At 67.8% G+C, this 17,329-nt stretch carries 16 protein-coding genes; 12 read left to right on the forward strand and 4 right to left on the reverse strand.

Translation table 11 applies throughout. The features are described from left to right. Positions 1–8: 8 nt before the first annotated feature. Together AC3ERS_RS00800 and AC3ERS_RS00805 are read right to left on the reverse strand one after the other, a co-directional pair. Complete coding sequence (locus AC3ERS_RS00800; protein WP_431962388.1) at positions 9–947, reverse strand: alpha/beta hydrolase; 939 nt, start codon at positions 945–947, stop codon at positions 9–11. Continuing rightward, the gene (locus AC3ERS_RS00805) at positions 944–2,467 is read right to left on the reverse strand and encodes a flavin-containing monooxygenase (protein WP_431962390.1); all 1,524 of its coding nucleotides are present in this window, start codon (positions 2,465–2,467) and stop codon (positions 944–946) included. Before AC3ERS_RS00805 ends, AC3ERS_RS00800 begins: the two co-directional genes overlap by 4 nt. A 128-nt stretch (positions 2,468–2,595) precedes the next feature. Here AC3ERS_RS00805 and AC3ERS_RS00810 point away from each other — a divergent pair, with 128 nt between their 5' ends. The 6 genes from AC3ERS_RS00810 to AC3ERS_RS00835 all read left to right on the forward strand — a co-directional run bounded on the left by AC3ERS_RS00810 (position 2,596) and on the right by AC3ERS_RS00835 (position 9,259). Continuing rightward, on the forward strand, positions 2,596–3,843 hold the full coding sequence (locus tag AC3ERS_RS00810) for a PucR family transcriptional regulator (RefSeq protein ID WP_431962392.1): 1,248 nt from the start codon (positions 2,596–2,598) through the stop codon (positions 3,841–3,843). Between the two features lie 119 nt (positions 3,844–3,962). Then, a complete protein-coding gene (locus AC3ERS_RS00815) occupies positions 3,963–4,514 on the forward strand; it encodes a TetR/AcrR family transcriptional regulator (protein ID WP_431962394.1) in 552 nt (183 codons plus the stop codon). Between the two features lie 327 nt (positions 4,515–4,841). Beyond that, complete coding sequence (locus tag AC3ERS_RS00820) at positions 4,842–6,140, forward strand: saccharopine dehydrogenase family protein (RefSeq protein WP_431962396.1); 1,299 nt, start codon at positions 4,842–4,844, stop codon at positions 6,138–6,140. 122 nt (positions 6,141–6,262) lie between these two features. Next, on the forward strand, positions 6,263–7,798 hold the full coding sequence (locus AC3ERS_RS00825) for a class I adenylate-forming enzyme family protein (protein ID WP_431962398.1): 1,536 nt from the start codon (positions 6,263–6,265) through the stop codon (positions 7,796–7,798). Then, complete coding sequence (locus AC3ERS_RS00830; RefSeq protein ID WP_431962400.1) at positions 7,777–8,229, forward strand: SDR family oxidoreductase; 453 nt, start codon at positions 7,777–7,779, stop codon at positions 8,227–8,229. Before AC3ERS_RS00825 ends, AC3ERS_RS00830 begins: the two co-directional genes overlap by 22 nt. Beyond that, on the forward strand, positions 8,222–9,259 hold the full coding sequence (locus AC3ERS_RS00835; protein WP_431962402.1) for a phosphotransferase family protein: 1,038 nt from the start codon (positions 8,222–8,224) through the stop codon (positions 9,257–9,259). Before AC3ERS_RS00830 ends, AC3ERS_RS00835 begins: the two co-directional genes overlap by 8 nt. 67 nt (positions 9,260–9,326) lie before the next feature. Here the strand turns inward: AC3ERS_RS00835 and AC3ERS_RS00840 are convergent, their stop codons facing one another. Then, positions 9,327–10,148, reverse strand: coding sequence for a hypothetical protein (locus AC3ERS_RS00840; RefSeq protein WP_488186831.1), 822 nt, complete (start codon positions 10,146–10,148; stop codon positions 9,327–9,329). 3 nt (positions 10,149–10,151) lie between these two features. On the opposite strand from AC3ERS_RS00840, the gene AC3ERS_RS00845 reads away from it, so the two are divergent. Further along, the gene (locus AC3ERS_RS00845; RefSeq protein WP_488186832.1) at positions 10,152–10,499 is read left to right on the forward strand and encodes a cadmium resistance transporter; all 348 of its coding nucleotides are present in this window, start codon (positions 10,152–10,154) and stop codon (positions 10,497–10,499) included. Between the two features lie 12 nt (positions 10,500–10,511). On the opposite strand, the gene AC3ERS_RS00850 is transcribed toward AC3ERS_RS00845, so the two are convergent. Next, positions 10,512–11,168 (reverse strand): YcnI family copper-binding membrane protein, encoded by a 657-nt coding sequence (locus AC3ERS_RS00850; protein WP_431962406.1) that lies wholly within the window; start codon positions 11,166–11,168, stop codon positions 10,512–10,514. A 327-nt stretch (positions 11,169–11,495) separates the two neighbouring features. Here AC3ERS_RS00850 and AC3ERS_RS00855 point away from each other — a divergent pair, with 327 nt between their 5' ends. The 5 genes from AC3ERS_RS00855 to AC3ERS_RS00875 all read left to right on the forward strand — a co-directional run bounded on the left by AC3ERS_RS00855 (position 11,496) and on the right by AC3ERS_RS00875 (position 17,310). After that, positions 11,496–11,756 carry a DUF3263 domain-containing protein gene (locus AC3ERS_RS00855; protein ID WP_431962408.1) on the forward strand — a complete coding sequence of 87 codons (261 nt, stop codon included), beginning with the start codon at positions 11,496–11,498 and terminating at the stop codon, positions 11,754–11,756. A gap of 270 nt (positions 11,757–12,026) precedes the next feature. Next, the gene (locus AC3ERS_RS00860; RefSeq protein WP_431962410.1) at positions 12,027–12,767 is read left to right on the forward strand and encodes a class I SAM-dependent methyltransferase; all 741 of its coding nucleotides are present in this window, start codon (positions 12,027–12,029) and stop codon (positions 12,765–12,767) included. A 316-nt stretch (positions 12,768–13,083) separates the two neighbouring features. After that, positions 13,084–15,840: an ATP-binding protein gene (locus tag AC3ERS_RS00865; protein ID WP_431962412.1), complete on the forward strand. Its 2,757-nt coding sequence runs from the start codon at positions 13,084–13,086 to the stop codon at positions 15,838–15,840. A gap of 114 nt (positions 15,841–15,954) precedes the next feature. Continuing rightward, positions 15,955–16,344 (forward strand): peptidase inhibitor family I36 protein, encoded by a 390-nt coding sequence (locus tag AC3ERS_RS00870; RefSeq protein ID WP_431962414.1) that lies wholly within the window; start codon positions 15,955–15,957, stop codon positions 16,342–16,344. Between the two features lie 534 nt (positions 16,345–16,878). Then, complete coding sequence (locus AC3ERS_RS00875) at positions 16,879–17,310, forward strand: hypothetical protein (protein WP_431962416.1); 432 nt, start codon at positions 16,879–16,881, stop codon at positions 17,308–17,310. The last annotated feature ends 19 nt before the right edge of the window (positions 17,311–17,329 follow it).

The raw sequence follows: 17,329 nt of genomic DNA on the forward strand, positions 1-17,329 counted from the left end.
TGAAAGAATCAAATGACTTCGCGGTACCGCACCCGCGCTCCGGTGTACGACGGATCGAGGACGCGCGTGAGGAAATCGAGCTGGTCGGCCAGGACTCGCTGCTGGAACGGACCTTGGTAGACGTCGAAGTGGTCGACGGGGTACTCGCTCAGTTGGGCCAGCTGTCCGGCCTTCGCGGCGGTCCGGCGGGCCGCGTCCGGCGGCGCGACACGATCGTTCGTGCCGACCTGCATCAGCATCGGGCACGGCACGCGGCGCGCGAAGGTGGTCGGCCGGTTCAACCCGACCTCGAGCGCGGTGCGCGCGCACACCTCGTTGCGCCAGGTCGGCCCGGCCATCGAGAGGCAGGCCTCCTCGGCGCCGGGGGTGCTCATCATCGCCGCCGACCCGGGCTGCCCGACGATCGGTACGTGATGCGGTGACAGCTTCACGAGGACACGGGCGACATCGAGCAGCCCGTGTCCGGCCGCCCGCGCGAGTCGGCCGACCCCTCCCTGACGCACGAGATGGGCCAAGGTGGCGAGTCCGTCCGTCGCCGGTGTCAGCGAGACGATCGCGGCGATACGCCGGTCCTGCGCCGCGACCGCGATGGCGTGACCGCCGGAGTACGAGGTGCCCCACAGCGCGATCCGGTCCGGGTCGACGCCGGGCAGATGCCGGGCCGCCGCGATGGCCGCGTGATAGTCCTCGCGCTGCCGACGGACCGAAACATCTTGGCGCGGTGTGCCTTCGGAGTCGCCGAAGCCCCGGTAGTCGAAGACGAGCACGTCGAAACCGGCGTCGGCGAAGGACTCGGCATAGCCGAGCAGGCCGGTGTCGCGGGTGCCGCCGAAGCCGTGTGCCATGACCACGCAGGGGCGACCGCCCGCGGTGTCTCTGCCCGCGGTGAGATGCCAGGCCGCACAGCGGACGCCGTGGCTGGTGAAGGAGATCTCGTTCTTCTTCATCGCGTTCCTTCCTGGGCGGACGCCGACAGAGCGGGCGCGGCGGCGGTGAATCGCAGCGCGCTGTCCTCGACCGGACCCTCACGCAGCCGCTCGGCATCGTCTTCGTAGGCCATCTCGACCGTCCACGAGCCTTTGGTCCCGGCCTTCGGGAACTGCGCGATTCCCCGCTGGACATAGCCCGAGCTCAAGTCGTGCACGAGCGGTACGCGCTCCATGTGCGGGTCGGTCAGGACCGGCTCGACTGTGCGGTAGCCGTGGGAGTCCATGTGATCGAGCAAGCGGCAGAAGTGCTCGCAGACCAGATCGACCTTGAGTGTCCAGGAGATATTGGTGTAGCCGACGACGAATGCGAGGTTGGGCACCCCGGAGAGCATCATCGACTTGTAGACGGTCGTGTCCGGCAGATTCACCTGCCGTCCGTCGACCTCGAACCGGATCTTGCCAAGGGGCGACATGGAGAAACCGGTTGCCGTCACGACGATATCGGCGGCCAATTCCTGGCCCGACTCCAGCAGAATGCCCGTCTTGGTGAACCGGGCGATCCGGTCGGTGACCACCGAAGCCCGTCCGGTCGAGAGCGTCTTGAACAGGTCGCCATTGGGCACCATGCACAGGCGCTGCTCCCACGGGTTGTAGCGCGGGGTGAAGTGCGTGTCGACGTCGAAATGGGCGGGCAGCTGCCTGCGCACGGCGGCGATCAGCAGCTTGCGCGCCAACCTCGGAGCGCGGTGGCACGCCTTGTAGATCGCGCGGGAGATCATGATGTTCTTGCGCCGGATGATCCGGTAGGCGCGCTCGTGGCCGAGCGCCTTGTTCAGCGCGCCGGCGGTGACGTCCTCGGCCGGAAGCGAGAACACATAGCTCGGCGAGCGTTGCAGCATGGTGATGTGGCTCGTCTTGCCTGCCATCGACGGGATGAGCGTCACGGCCGTCGCGCCGCTGCCGATCACGACCACGCGCTTACCGGTGTAGTCCAGATCTTGCGGCCAATGCTGGGGGTGGACGAGTCGGCCGTCGAAGTCCTCGACACCGGTGAACTCGGGCGTGAAACCCGTCTGGTGGTCGTAGATCCCGGTGCCGAGGAGCAGGAATCGTGCGGTGAATCGCGTCGTCTCGTCGCTGCCGGAGTGCTGTGCGGTCACGGTCCACAGCCCGGTGGCCGAGGAGAACTCTGCGCCGATCACCCGGTGGCCGAAACGGATATGGTCCGTCAGCCCGTTCTCGGCGACGGTCTCCCGCAGGTAGTCCAGGATGAGGTGCCCGTCGGCGATCGACTTGCGATGTGTCCACGGCTTGAAGCTGAAACCGTAGGTGGGCATGTCCGAGTCCGATCGGATGCCGGGGTACTGGAACAGGCTCCAGGTGCCGCCGATCGAGTCGCGGCCCTCCAGGACGGCGAACGACGTGCCGGGGCGGCGGGTTTTCAAGTGATAGGCAGCGCCGATACCGGAAATTCCGGCGCCGATGATCAACACATCGAAATCGGCGGTCTGGGTATGGCTGATGGTCGCGATCGTCACTGATCTTCTCCTGGCCGCGGGAAGGGCGGGGTTGTGATGCGGTTCACGCTAGGTCCGGAGACGTCCCTTCGGTATGTCACTTCGCCTAGGCTTTGTTTCGAAATATGTGCGGTGGCACACTGAAGGTCATGAGCGATCCGACGTTGCCGCCCGAGATCGTCGAGCTCATGGGCGACGTGGCCGAGTTGATGCTGGCCGACGTCGACGAACTGGTCGCCGAGATGGACGCCGCGGAAATCGAACTGACGCCGATGGTGGGCGCCGACGCGGCGCTCATCGCGGACATGTCGGCGAGCAATCGCGCCAACGCCGTACGCCTGCTGACCACGTTCGCCCGCCGCGACGCCGGGCCGTTGCCGAGCGACGTCCCACCCGAGGCGCTCGACGTCGCCCGCACCGTCGCCCGGCGCGGCATCGACCTCGACGTGATCTTCCAGTCCTACCGGCGCGGGCAGAACATCGCCTGGCGGCGGTACATGGCGCACGCCACCCGCGTCGTCCCGTCGGGCCCGCTGCTCGTGCAGCTCCTGGAGATCTCGTCGCAGCGCATGTTCGAGTACGTCGACCGCGTCATAGGCCGGGTCATCGCCGCCGCGCAGCGCGAGCGCGAGGAGGTGCTCGGCGGTGCGCTCGCGCGGCGCACCGAGACCGTCCGGCTGATCCTCGACGGCGCGCCGATCGACAGCAGGCGGGCGGGCGAGCGGCTGGGATACGAGCTCGGCCGTCTGCACACCGCGCTCGTGCTGTGGGCGCAGCCGCCCGGTGAGATCCAGGGTGCGCTGGAGTCCGCCGCCACCGGGCTGGCGCGTTCCGCCGGGGCGCGGACTCCGCTCACGATGTCCGCCGGTGCTTCCGCGCTCTGGGCCTGGCTGGGTACCGACTCCGATCCCGTGGTCGACGCGCTGCGCGATGCGCTCGACCGAGTGCAACCGAACATTCGCGTCGCCGTCGGCCCCACGCGTCCTGGCATCACCGGGTTCCGCCGCTCGCACGACGCGGCTCTGGCCATCCACAATCTGCTCGCGGGGCACCCGGGCGGCGCTCGGCTCGCGCTCTACCGTGACCTGGAGGTCACCGCGCTGGCCGCGCAGAACAATGATCGCGCGGCCGAATTCGTCGCGGCGACACTCGGCCCGCTCGCCGCGGACACACCGGGCGCGGCGCGCTTGCGCGAGACCCTCCGGGTCTTCCTCGACGAAGCCGAGAACGGGCCTCGCGCCGCCGCTCGCCTGCACACGCACCGCAACACGGTGTTGCAGCGCATCGCCCGCGCGACCGAGCTGCTCGGCCACCAGCCCGGCGAGCGCAGGCTGGCGGTCGAACTGGCTCTCGAACTCGCCCATCAGATCGGTCCCCGGGTTCTGACACGGGTTTGATCAGCGCGAACGCGATCTCGTTCGCGCGACTGTTACGATTTCGAATCGTGTTCGATAACCGGCCGACGTCGCGGGCATCCGCTCGCCCCGCTCCAGTGCAGCGGCGCGGAGTCGAGCGCGTGCAGGCCATCCTGGACGCGGCCGAGGCGCTGCTCGTCGAACAGGGCTACGAGGCCGCCACCCTCAAGGCGATCGGCGAGCGGGCGGGCATCCCGATCGCGTCCGTGTATCACTACTTCGCCGACCGGCATCAAGTCGACGCCGAGCTCGCGCAGCGCTATGTGCGCGAGCTCGACGAGCGCCTCGCCGCGACACTGGACCGCGCCGAGTCGCGTACTGTGCGCGAGGCTTGCGACGCGGTCATCGACGTGCTGCTCGCCTACTTTCGCGAGCACCCGAGTTTCGTCGAGCTCTGGTACCCAGGACGCAGCTCGACACTCAGCGAACTGGCACGCGCGTTCGACGTGTCGCAGGCGGCGCAGCTCTGGCGCTTGCTCATCGAGCGGAACCTGATCCGTGCCGACACCCCGCAGTTCGTCCTGGAGCTGGCCTTCGAGGCCGGTGACCGACTCTTCGACGTGGCGTTCCGGCGTTCCCCGACCGGGGACGATGCGACGATCGACGAGGCGCGACGACTCGTCACCGCCTACGTCGAGACCTACGCGCCGTAAGACTGACGTGAGGCCCTACGCGTCGCAGGGCTGACGCGAGGATCCGCTCGCCGCGTGCATTGATGGGGATCAGCGCCCGGCGCTCATGAGTGCGAAGTGTCCGGGCCTGCACCGTCGTCCGGGCCTGAACCGACAACTGTTGACAGCGTCACGCATTTTTCCTAAACTCGAACTCTATTCGACATCGAATTCTCTCGCGCAGGCCGTCGAGCCGATCGCAATTCGACAATCGCCTTCTGTACGGCGATGCCAAAGAGAACGGAGCGGGCCAATGGCCAACTGTTATGACAATGCGCTGACCGGTCGCGGCCTTGCCCAGGTGATCGCATGACCGCGCGCAAGGGCCGACGCGCGGCGGCGGAGCAGGGTGGCGGCGCGGCGCCGCGGCGGGTCGTCTTCATCGGCGCCGCGGGCGAGATGTGCCGGGTGGCCATCGAGCGCTTCGCCAAGGCGGACGGCGATGGGGAGTTGGTCCTCACCGATATCCGGCCCGAGATTCTCGAGCCGCTGGCCAAGCGACTGCCCGCCGGGCGTGCCACCATCCGGCGGCTGGATCTGTTCGATCAGAAGGACCTCCGCGCGGCGATCGACGGCGCGGCGCTCGTCGTGCTGGGCGCCGGGCCTTACATCCGGACTTCCAGCCCGGTGATCGAAGCGTGCCTCGAGGCCAAGGTGCCGTACCTCGATTTCGACGACGATGTCGAGAGCACCGAGCACGCGCTGTCGCTGCACGAGAAGGCGAAGGCGGCGGGCATCCCGATCTACGTCGGCTGCGGCGCTTCGCCGGGGATGAGCAACGTGCTGGTGGCCGACGCCGCCGCCGAGCTCGACACCGTCGAGAACATCGAGGTGGGCTGGCTCGTCGGCGACGAGCGGCCCGATGTGGGCCGGGCGGTGCTCCATCACCTCATGCACATCTCCGCCGGGCCGTGCCTGACCTGGGAGAACGGTGGCCCGGCCACGCACGAGAGCTACGTCGAGACCGGCATCGTGCAGATGGGCGGCATCGGCGAGGTCCTGCTGTACGAGACCGCGCACCCAGAGCCCGTCACCCTGCCCCGCCGCTATCCGGAGGCCAAGCGCATCCGCTGTATCGGCGGCCTCGCGCCCGCACCGTTCAACGGCATTGCCCGCGGTCTGGGCCTGGCCGTGCACGAAGGCAAGCTGACCGCGGACGAGGCGGTCGACTTCATCCTGGACATCCTGAAGAACCGCTACTTCACCAATGCCAAGGCCTTGCGTTACGCGCTGGGCGGGATGCTCGGCCAGGTCCGCCGCAAGGAGAGCGGGGCGGGCACGTTGGTCGAGTTCCTCCTGAAATCGGCCGTGCGGCGCACCTATCGTTGGGAAGGCGGCCTGCTGGCCCGCGTCACCGGTACCCGGAACGGGATGCCCGCGGTGGCTGTCCGGCGCACGCCGATCAGCGGCCCGGAAACGTACGCCGTGCGCAGCATGGGCGCCTTGACCGGGACTGCCTGCGCCGCGTTCATGGTGCTGGCGATCGACGAGAACGGCACGCGCGCAGGCGCGTTCGCCCCCGAGGACTGGGCCGACCCGAAGGCGTTCTACAACGCCCTCGAGCGTGTCGGCACTCCACGCTCCGAGATCGTCGAGGCCGTGCTGTAGCCCGGCATTCCTGACAACGCCAGGGGTCGGTGACCTCCGGCGCCCCCAGATCCCGAAGTTTCCAGAGGAAAGACCATCACGATGCTCGTAGCCACTCCGCGCCGCCGCACGGAGGCCGCCCAATGACCGGTGCAGTCATCGAAATCACGCGCTCGCGCAATCCTTTCGAGCGATGGGGTTCGACGCGAGACGCGAACGGCGTCACGCACTACGCGGGTGTGCCCGCGACGCTGCTCGACATGGTGCGGGCGCACGTCGACGCGCGACCCGATGCCGAGGCGATCGCCGAGATCGGCGGTGATCGGCTGACCTACGCGCAGCTCTGGGAGCGCGCGTCGCGAGTGGCCGGTGGGCTGCGGGCCCTGGGGATTCAGCGCGGAGACCGGGTGGCCCTGCGGTATCCGGCGGGGACGAACTGGGTTCTCGCCTTCTGGGGCACGATCATGGCGGGCGGCATCGCGGTGCCGGTCAATACGCGGTCGGCGCAACCGGAGGTCGAGTTCGTCCTCGACGACGCAGGCGTGACAGTCGATCTGGCGTCCGGCACCCCACTGCCGGACGGCGACCCCTATGTGGCAGAGGGTCTGCGCGCCACCGATGTAGCCGCCCTCTTCTACACCTCGGGCACGACCGGACACCCCAAGGGCGTTCCGACCACGCACGAGGCCTTCGTCACCAACGCCGAGAACATGATTCGGTCCCTCGGCATGTCCCGCGAGGTCGGGCCTGCCCTGCGCACGCTGATCTCCGTGCCGCTGTTCCATGTGACGGCGTGCAATTCGCAACTGCTGGTCGCCGCGTACGTCGGCGGCGCCTCGGTGATCCTCCCCGCGCTGGACCTGCCGACTGTGATCGAATCGCTTGCCGCCGAACATATTTCCTTCCTGGTGACGGTACCCGCGGTGTATTCCCTGCTGCTTCGTCACCCCAGGTTCGCCGACGCCGACGTGTCCGGGGTCCGCACGGTCGGATACGGCGGCGCCCCGATCGCGCCGTCGCTGGTGCGATCGCTGAAAGCGGCGTTCCCGCGGGCGACGGTGATGAACGGGTACGGCATGACCGAGACGGCGTCGCTGATCACCGTCCTGCCGGACCAGGACGCGGTCGAGCACGCGGATTCCGTGGGGTACGCGGTGCCGTCGGTGGACCTCGGCATCGTGCCGATCGACGACGACCCGAACACCGGCGAGCTGGTGGTCCGTGGCGCCAATGTGGCGGCCGGATACTGGAATCGGGCGCAGGCCACGGCGGAGACGATCGTGGACGGCTGGCTGCACACCGGCGATGTCGTCCGGGTCGACGACGCCGGACGTGTCCACATCGTCGACCGGATCAAGGACATCATCAATCGCGGCGGCGAGAACATCTCCAGCGTCGAAGTCGAGGCGGTGCTGCTCTCGGCTCCCGGCGTCGCCGACGCCGCGGTGCTCGCCGTACCCGACGACGTGATGGGCGAGAAGGTCGGCGCCGTCCTCTACGGCGACCAGGCGCCGATCGATATCGACGGCGTCCTGGCACACTGCCGAAACCACCTCGCCGACTTCAAGATTCCGCAATATGCCGCGGTCGTCACCGAGGCATTGCCGCGTAACGCGGGCGGCAAGCTCCTCAAGAACCACTTGCGCCGGCAAGTGCGGTGGGGCGCACCGCTGCGATAACGACCGATTTCGAGTCAGAGACAAAGGATCAACGTGCAGGTTCACAGCAAGCTCGGTGCGCATCGCCATCGAGAGTTCGAGCAAGTGTCGCGACACCGTGCCGGTGTCTCCCGACCGCGTCGAAGGCCGCGTTGATCCACCTCACCGAGCAACTGGCGCTCGAACTGTCGTTGTGGGTGCGGGTCAATGCCATCGCGCCGGGTGTCGTGCGCACGAAGCTGGCCGAGGCGCTGTGGAAAGACCAGGAAAGCCAATTGAATTCGGCCATAGCGTTGTCGCGGATCGGGGAACCCGAGGACGTCGGCTCCGCCATCGCCTTCCTCGTCTCCGATGCGGCGAGCTGGGTGACAGGGGAGACGTTCGTGATCGACGGCGGCCAGCGCCTCGGCGACGCCGAGCTTTTCCGGACGGAGGCGATCGCGCATGCTTGAGACCGGGGAAGTCGTCGGCGTCGACGCCGAGGCGGTGTCGCGGTGGTTCACCGAACTCGGCATCGAATACGCGGCGCCACTGCGTTTTCAGCGGATCGGTCTCGGTCAGTCGAACCTCACCTACCGCGTCACCGACGCCGCTGCCGGAGCCTGGGTGCTGCGTCGCCCACCGCTGGGTCATCTGCTGGCCTCGGCCCACGATGTGGTGCGTGAGGCGCGGATCATCGCGGCGTTGGCAGGCACCGGCGTACCCGTCCCTCGAATCATCGCTGTGACAGAGGATTCCGAGTTCGCCGAGGTGCCTTTGGTGTTGATGGAGTTCGTCGACGGTCCGGTCGTCGACACGATGGATGCCGCCGAGGAGCTGACACCGCCGCAGCGTCGGCAGATCGCCCTGACACTGCCGCGCGCCCTGGCGAAGATCCACGCCGTCGACCTCGAGAAAGTGGGTCTCGACGGATTGGCGAGCCACAAGCCCTATGCACAGCGCCAGCTCAGGCGATGGGCGGGGCAATGGGCCGTGTCCAAGACACGGGACCTGCCAGAACTGGACGATCTCACCCGTCGACTCGCCGCCGCCATTCCCGAGCAACGCGAAATCAGCCTGGTGCACGGCGACTTTCACCTGCGCAACCTCATCTTCTCCCACGCGACCGGCGAGGTGGCGGCGGTACTGGACTGGGAACTGTCGACGCTGGGTGACCCGCTCGCGGACATGGGCAGCCTGCTCACCTACTGGCCGGAGCCCGGTGAGACGACAGGCGGCGACTTCGCGCCGTCGACCCTGGACGGGTTTCCCGATCGCGCGGAGATGGCGCGGCTGTACCTGGCCGAGACAGGCCGCGACGCAGCGGCTTTGCAGTACTGGCACGCACTAGGGCTGTGGAAACTGGCGATCATAGGCGAGGGCGTCATGCGCCGCGCGATGGACCGGCCGCAGAACAAAGCAGCCGCGGGCACACCCACCGCCGCCCGAATAGACGCCCTGGTGCACAAGGCGCGGGAAATCGCCGACACCGCGGGGATTTAGGCGATACCTTCTCGACCGCGGATTACCACGAACCTCCGGTAGCCCGCTCCTCCCGACGGCTGCACTCCTAGCAAAAGGACCCTGTGCACGGTGGCGGTGGAGTTGTGGTCGGCGGCGGTATCTCCACGATGTCATTCGCGTCGACCGCGATGAAGCCGTCGGCGACTTCTGGTGCTGAGCTCGAGACGGTGAAGGCTACCGAGTAGGTCTTGCCGCTCGCCGAGACGATCGTGAGATGGTGCTCGCCTTCGCCGATGTCGGTCGGCACCGTGAATCGTACTGCGCCGATACGGCTCTCGTCTGTCGTGAAGGTGCCGACCTCGACCGGAGTCGACTGGAGGACGCACCGATGCTCGCTGTTCGGCTCGGTGAGTTTGCCGATGCAGAACACTTCGGCGCCTGGACGGAAGGCTCGTACGGCGGGCGCGGGTGATGGTTCGGGAAAGCTTCCCGAAGGCACCGGATAGCCGAATGCGTTGAGCGCCAGCGCCGCCGCGCAATCGGTCGCGGTGATGGTCAGCCCTGCGGCGGGTAGCCCCTGGGCGTGACACGACATATCGCGACTCGAGTAGCCGTTGTGGATGGACACGCCGATCGAAACATTGAAGACATTGTTCGGTCCCAGGAACGGCGCCAGTTTCAGGTTTGCCGAGGTATCGCACACGACGTCGAAAGCAGCGCAGAACGACGTGACCATTCCCGGGTGCGTCGAGATCCACGTATCGGTGGCGGGATCGACCGCCAGCGGCGCACCTGTCTGCCTGCGTATCCCCAGTCCGTCGGTGTTGAGTACCTCCGTCGTCTGGCCACCGATCCGCGCCGGATTCCCGAAATAGAACACAGCTTTCACGTTCTGGAAGGCGGCCGAGCCCGCGAGAACGATCCGCACCGATTGCCCTACGCAGGCAGCGTTGATGCGCTCCAACTCGCCTCGCAGGTTGGCGGCGCCGTGCTCGATCGAGTTCTGGTAGTCCTCACCGTATTGGCCGAGATTCAATGGGTTGGCGTCGACCGGTATCGCTCTGTACACCACCCCGCCACCACGGGCAACGGCGGGCTGATCGTGTTCTCCAGCGTTTTCCTCGTGATGGTCGCCGTGTGGTGCTTCGCCGGGCGCCTGTTCGCTTCGCACCCGCTGATCGCGCGGTCGCTGTCGCGGTGGGGACACGTCATCGTGCCGATCGTCCTGATCGGACTCGGTCTGATCATCCTCGTCGAAGGCGGCGCGTTCGGGCTCTGAGCCGAACTGCGATCACGACCTTCCGCGCACCGCCATGCCGAGAACCGCGAGGATGCCCAGCGCGCCGAGCACGATGCCGATCCCGGCCAACCAGCGGGCGGTCGTGTCGTGCTCGGATGCGGTATCCGAGCCGGTCGCCTGGATGTCGCCGTGGTCGTGCGGGCCCGCGCCCTGCCCGTCCCGCAGCGTCAACGAGGGCGCCGGAAACTCGGGTTCGTCGCCGGAGGCAGGGTCCTGATCCCAGCGCACGACCTGCCCGTCGGCGTAGGTCTGCACGGCGGGCATGGTCAGTTTCTCGGTGTCGGGCAGGCCGTTGGCCAGCACAGAGAACTGCCCGAACTGCTCCGACCCGATGCCCGTGCCGGGATCCGCGGTCCAGGTGACGGTCGTGACGTTTCGGCCGGAGTCCTTGTTCACCGCGGACTTCCACCCCGGCGTCGCCTCGGTATCGACGGTCGTGACGCCGGGAATCTCCACCGCCAACCCGACGGTCGGGCTGCCGCCGGCCGACTCGTTCGGTACCCGGAACACCAATACCGCCGATCCGCCCCTGGAAGCGTCCGACGCCGACACCGTGACGTGGGCGAGGGCTGTGCCGGTGGCTCCGGCGACGGCGATCGCGGCCGCCACGGCCGCCACCGCGCTACGCGCAAATGCAGAACCGTTCATCGATCAGCCTCTCCTTCGACATGAGGAAACGAACACAACCGATGCGGACCGACAATAGGCCATCGCCGGGTTCTACCTGCGGATATCGCCCAAGATGCCGGACTGCGTCAGCTGGGACCAATAGTGGTGCGCCCTGCCCGGCGACGCAGGTCAGCGGACTGTTCGGCCATGCCGAAGTATGTGCCGGCGAGCTGTTGACAGCATCGCTCCCGACTTCTAAAGTCGAAACTCGATTCGAAATCGAATCTCTCTCGCGGAAGCCGTCGAACCGGCCGCGATTCTGAAGTCGCCCGGCGTGCGGTGACGCCAAGAGAATGGAGTGGGCCTATGGGCAACTATCAGATGTCGGCAGCGACGAACCCGTACGAGAACGACATCCTGGAATTCGCCACCGAGTGGGCCCCTTACGGCGGCAACGACGACGAAGCCTTCGTGCGATTCGGCCTTTCTTCGAAGGAATTCCACACTCGCCTGATGCGCCTGCTCGGTTCACCGGCCGCTCGCGCGCTGAGCAAGTCGACCGTCGTCGAACTTCGTGACCAGTGCATCGATCGATTGACCCGAGCCGGCGTCCGGTTCGATCGCTGATCGGGCCTGCGGGCACATCGAACATCCGGCATTCCTCGCCGATCGTGCAGGTCCAGGGTTTGTGAAACGGTGACACTGCGATCCGGCGAGTGCGAACGCGGGATCGGCCGAAACCTGTGTACTGTCCCTGCCGAGATCCGCTTCGATGTCCTTTCCGGCGGCGAGTCGCGCGAGATAGTCGAAATTCCGTCGGCCACTGTTCGGCGGCTGCGTCCGCGTTTGTGCATACCACCTGTTCGGCAGACCTTTGCTCTGGAAAACGGAGGCGTTGTGGACTGGGAATCGTGGCAGTGCAGTTGGGATCGGCAGCAGGAGCTGTATCTACCCGAACGCGAGGAACGGTTCCGGGTGATGATGGATGTGGTGGCGGCCGCGGTCGGGCCGACGCCCCACGTGCTGGATCTGGCGTGTGGGACGGGCACCATCAGCCGACGGCTTTTGGAGCGAATGCCGCGAGCGAGGTCGGTCGCGGTCGACGTGGATCCGACGATGCTGGCGATCGCCCGTGGATCGTTCGCCGGGGATTCGCGGATCACGGTCGTGACGGCTGATCTGGCCGATCCCGCCTGGACGGAGTCGTTGCCGATCGAGCCGTTCGACGCCGTGCTCACCGCGACTTCGTCGCATTGGATGACGAGCGAATCGGTGACGCGGCTGTATACCGATCTGGCGAAGCTGGTTCGACCGGGCGGAGTGTTTCTCAACGCCGATCACATGCCCGATCCGGAGACGCCGATGCTCAACGCCATCGACGAGGTCATCCAGAACGCACACCAGGAGCAAGCCCGCGTCGAGGGTGCGCTGGATTGGGAGCAATGGTGGGCGACGGTGGCCCGCGACCCGGGCTTGGCCGAGGAACACGCGGGCAGCCGAGCGATTTTCGACCGGCACGGTGGCGGCGAGGAACATCCGATCGGGTGGCACTGCCTGCGGTTGCGGGAAGCCGGGTTTCTGGAGACGGGCGTGGCGTGGCGGTCGATCAACGACGCGATGGTCGTCGCGATCAGGTGACTTCCGCCGTACGCACCGAGTGTGCGGCGGTGTGAGCGCGCGGATCGTCGACCAGCGCGGCGAGTTCGGCATCTGCCCGAGATCTCCTGGCTCACCGTGAATTCGCGCCGCGATTGCTGATCCGGCGCTGAATTCGCGTCCCTGCCTTTCGCATCGCCCAGCGCAAGGGCGCGGACTGTGAACCGCTGCGCCGAGATTCGACACCTGCGCCCGAAGACCCTTTGGGCGACAATGGATCCTGCGGTGCGGCAGCGTTGCGCGTCATCCGCGCACGTGGCCGTCGCCGGAACGACTGGTCGGCTATATCGTGCCGTGCATGGGTGATTTCGTCGGACGGGTGCGCGAGTCGGAGTTGCTCGCCGCCCGTCTCGACCAGGCGGTCGCCGGTCACGGTCAGGTGGTCCTGATCGCCGGCGAGCCGGGAATCGGCAAGACCCGCCTCGCCCAGGAGATCGCGGCGCGCGCCGAGGCGGCCGGTCTGCCGGTTTCCTCGGGACGGGCGAGCGATGACGAAGGCAGTCCGCCGTACTGGATCTTCCACCAGGCCGTCCGCGCGCTCGATGCCGGGCTGCCGCCCGCGCTGACCGGCGGTGGCACCGAAAGTGGTTCGGCCACTGCACGATTCGAGGCATTCGAAGCGTTCGCCGAGCGGCTGCGGGAGATCGCCGAGCCGTGCGGGCTGCTCGTCGTGCTCGACGATCTGCACTGGGCCGACGCCGGGTCGCTGGGACTGCTCGTTCACCTGGCCCGTGGTATGTCCGGATCCCGCCTGATGCTGGTGGCGACCTATCGGGACACCGAGCTCGGCGACCGTGCGGCGCTGACCGCGGCATTGGCCGCGCTCACTCACGAGGCGGGGCAGACCCGGATTCGCCTGACCGGGCTCCCTCCGGCGGATGTGCGACGCAGGCTCGAACTCGTCACCGGCCGCGATGTATCGGCCGATATCGCCGCCGAGGTGAGCCGCCGCACCGGGGGCAACCCGTTCTTCGTCGACGAACTCGCTCCATTGATCGGCGCGGACGCGAGCACGCTGCCCGGCGGTGTGCTCGACAGCGTCCGGGCGCGCTTGGACCGGCTCAGCGAACCTTGCCGCGAATTGCTCTGCACCGCAGCCGCTCTCGGAGACGATCTGGACTCGTCGGCGCTTGCCGCAGTGACCGATCATCCGGTCGCGGCGGTGCTGAGCGCGCTCGACGAAGCGGGCGCGGCGGGTCTGCTGACCCACGCGACAGGCTGGCGCTTCCGGCACGACCTCATTCGCGAAGGGGCGCGGGCGAGCCTGCCGGCAGCGGCGCGAGCCGTCGCCCACGCGCGGTTCGCGGCCTGGCTGACCGACCGGTCCGATGCCATCGAGCGGGCCGCCGAAATCGCCCATCACTGGTTGACCGCTCTTCCCGTCGGCGAGCCGCGGCAGGCCGTGGAATGGGCCGAACGGGCGGGCGACCGGGCGCTGGCGGGCTTGGCCTGGGAGCAGGCCGCCGACTTCTACCGACGTGCCTTGGAGGTGGAGGCGAAGCTGGCCCCTGGCGACCGGGCACGCTTGCTCCTCCGCCGCGGCACCGCGTTGCTCCGCAATGGCGACATCCGCACCGCCGCAACGCTTCTGGCCAGATCGGCCGAGACAGCGCGCGCTGCGGGCGACCCGTACGCGCTCGGTGCGGTCGCGTTGGCGATGGAAGGCATGTCCGACCCTTGGGACACCTTCAGCGGCGAACAGCTGGCGGCCGAGGCGCTGGCCCGACTGCCCGACGGGGACAACCCGATGCGGGTGCGGCTGCTGGCTCTACAGGCGGGCGAGACCGGATTCACCGGCGGCGCAGACGGCGATCGGATCTCGGACGAGGCGCTCGCGATGGCGCGCAGGCTCGGCGATGCCGCGGTGCTGCGTTCGGCGCTGCGGTCCCGGCAGATGGCCCGCTCCGGTCCGGACGGGGTGCACGAACGGCTCGGTCTCGGCGACCGGATGCTCGTCCTCGGCGCGGCCGAGCGCGACGACGACACGCTGCTCTGGGGCCGAATGTGGCGCTTCGACGCGCTGATGATGCTCGGCAGGCTGGACGAGGCGGAAGCGGAACTCGCACCGATGCGGCAGTTGGTGCGACGCCTGCGCACGCCGCTCGCCCGATGGCACTACCTGCGCTGTACGGCGGCCACGGCGATCTCGCGGGGCCGATTCGACGAGGCCGTCACGGACACCCGCGAAGGATTGCGCCTGATCGAGGGTCGCTCGCACGAATCGCTCGTCGGCACTTCTGTTTTCGCGCTGATCATCATCGACGGCCTCACCGGCCGCGGCCTCGTCGACGTTGAGCAGTTCGAGGAAAACGACCGCAACGTACCGGGATTCCTCGTGCCGGCCCACGGCGTCCACTGGGCTCGGCGCGGTGACGTCGAACGTGCCCGTCGGCTGTTCCGCGCCGCCCCCGGCATCGAGACGGTTCCGCCGCCGGCGCTGCTGACCGCCCTGGCGACCAGGATCGAACTCGCGGCGATGTTCGACGCCCCCGATGCCGCCGCGGACCTGGCGGCCCGGCTGCGCCCGCATGCCGATCTGTTCGTCACCGGCGGAGCCTCGACACTGGTGAACTTCGGCTCGGCTCGCGCCTACCTCGGCATCGCGCTCGGTGCCTGCGGGCGCCTCGACGAAGCCGTCACCGAACTCCGGAAAGGCGTGGCCGCCAACGACAGTGCCGACACTGCGCCGTACGCGGCGCTCGCCAGATTCGAGCTGGCCCGAATCCTCGCCCGCCGACGTCGGCCCGGCGATGGCGACGAGGCCGCCGCACTGTGCGCGAGCGTCGGCTCGGCGGCAGCGCAATTAGGCATGGCACCGCTGCGGGGCCGCGCCGACGAGCTCGCGACCGCCCTCCGCGGCGATCCTCCGAGCGGACTGACGCGTCGCGAGGCCGAGGTCGCGACGCATGTCGCGCAGGGCCTCACCAACCGGCAGATCGCCTCACTCATGCGTATTTCCGAGCGCACGGCCGAAAGCCACGTCCAGCACATCCTCACCAAGCTCGGATTGGTCAACCGCACCCAGATTGCCGCCTGGGCCGCGCGGCAGCGCTGAACCTCCGTACCGCTCCTCCGTGGCTGTACGGATTTCCCGCTCGCGCGATTCGGACACGATTGATCGCGGCGAGGCGTTCGGGCGTCGCCGGAACCGAAATCCGAGGGGACAACCATGAATTCACCATCCATGCCGCGCCGCCTGGTATCCGTCGCGTTCGCCGTCCTGGCCTGCGCGGCGATCGGCACCACCATCTCGGCCGCTCCGGCATCCGCGGGATACGGCTACGGCTGTCCGGGCGGAACATTCTGCGGTTGGGACGATCCCGACGGCACGGGCAGCATGATCGTGCAGGTCGATGCGAACTGCGTACTGCACGACATCGGCAACGGCGGCGTCGGCGACCGCCTGACCTCCTACTGGAACCGCACCCGCAAGACCGTGGCGGTCTACAACTGGACCGGCGATCACTGGCAACTGCTCGTATCCATCCCGGACAACGGCCGGGGGAACATGCCACGTGGCACCGACAACACCGCCGACGCGGTACGTGTCTGCGCCTGAACCTCGGACCGGTGATGCTCCAGGACTTCTCGGCTCTCGCGCCGAATTCCCGGGGCATCGCCGGATCGTGCTGGGGTGCAAGGACTATTGCCGTCCGGCATCTGTCGAACTGCCGTGCCGTGGAGGAACTCGAACACAAGCCGGTCGTCTTCGTTGCCGCTGATCTCGGTAAACGCCACACATTGATCGGGTACGCAATGCGCGGGCCGATTCACGCGTCCGGCTGTGGATCTGGTGGCAGTGGCGCACAGCGACAGCCGCCGAACCCATTGTGAGCGGAAGGTTCTTCGTCGGAGACCGACTGCCTTTGCCTGTCCTCGAGGAGATTCCAGGATGCCGATAGCCGCGAGTGGTCGCTGATACCCCCGATCGACACGGTCAGGGAACTGGAAACGGCAACGGTCTGCGGTGCAACCGGATGTCGATACACTCGTCGCCGCGGTGACCGGCTGTAGCGCGGCGACCGGCGACGACGAGGTGAACCCTGTGAACAATCAACCTGTGCCCGTAGTGCAGACCTTGGATTGCCGCACCGTGTCCGAGCTGATCGGCGACCATCTCGCCGGCCTCCGGGTGTGGCAACGGGACACCGAGCCGGATCGAATCGAGGGCACGGTCGCGTGCGCGTGGGAGGAGGACGGCGGGCCGCGCAGCATCCAGGTGACGATGGTGCCGACAGAGACCTCACAGGATGAACTCGGCCGTATCCGCGCGGGACAGGTCTATGCCGGAAACTATCCGCCCTACGAGATCATCGACACCGAACGGCTCCGCGCCGCCGATGCCGTGGGCGCCCTTGTGGTGGACGCGGATTCCGGTGACACGCCCGAGGAGATCGCCAGCATCCGGCTGATCACCATCCACAACCCGCACACGAAGATCGTGGTGGTCGGCTGGAAAGCCGCCCAGATCATCGAGATCGGTACCCGGGTGGCTGAGAAGCTCCAGCAAACGCGGCCGCGCTGAGACTTACGGGAACCGGCGA

The organism is Nocardia sp. bgisy134, from assembly GCF_057708325.1.

What these genes read in the sequence shown, in the direction of transcription:
- AC3ERS_RS00800 (WP_431962388.1), bottom strand. Translation starts at nt 947, where the DNA reads ATGAAGAAGAACGAGATCTCCTTCACCAGCCACGGCGTCCGCTGTGCG.
- AC3ERS_RS00810 (WP_431962392.1), top strand. Translation starts at nt 2,596, where the DNA reads ATGAGCGATCCGACGTTGCCGCCCGAGATCGTCGAGCTCATGGGCGAC.
- AC3ERS_RS00820 (WP_431962396.1), top strand. Translation starts at nt 4,842, where the DNA reads ATGACCGCGCGCAAGGGCCGACGCGCGGCGGCGGAGCAGGGTGGCGGC.
- AC3ERS_RS00825 (WP_431962398.1), top strand. Translation starts at nt 6,263, where the DNA reads ATGACCGGTGCAGTCATCGAAATCACGCGCTCGCGCAATCCTTTCGAG.
- AC3ERS_RS00835 (WP_431962402.1), top strand. Translation starts at nt 8,222, where the DNA reads ATGCTTGAGACCGGGGAAGTCGTCGGCGTCGACGCCGAGGCGGTGTCG.
- AC3ERS_RS00850 (WP_431962406.1), bottom strand. Translation starts at nt 11,168, where the DNA reads ATGAACGGTTCTGCATTTGCGCGTAGCGCGGTGGCGGCCGTGGCGGCC.
- AC3ERS_RS00855 (WP_431962408.1), top strand. Translation starts at nt 11,496, where the DNA reads ATGGGCAACTATCAGATGTCGGCAGCGACGAACCCGTACGAGAACGAC.
- AC3ERS_RS00865 (WP_431962412.1), top strand. Translation starts at nt 13,084, where the DNA reads ATGGGTGATTTCGTCGGACGGGTGCGCGAGTCGGAGTTGCTCGCCGCC.
- AC3ERS_RS00870 (WP_431962414.1), top strand. Translation starts at nt 15,955, where the DNA reads ATGAATTCACCATCCATGCCGCGCCGCCTGGTATCCGTCGCGTTCGCC.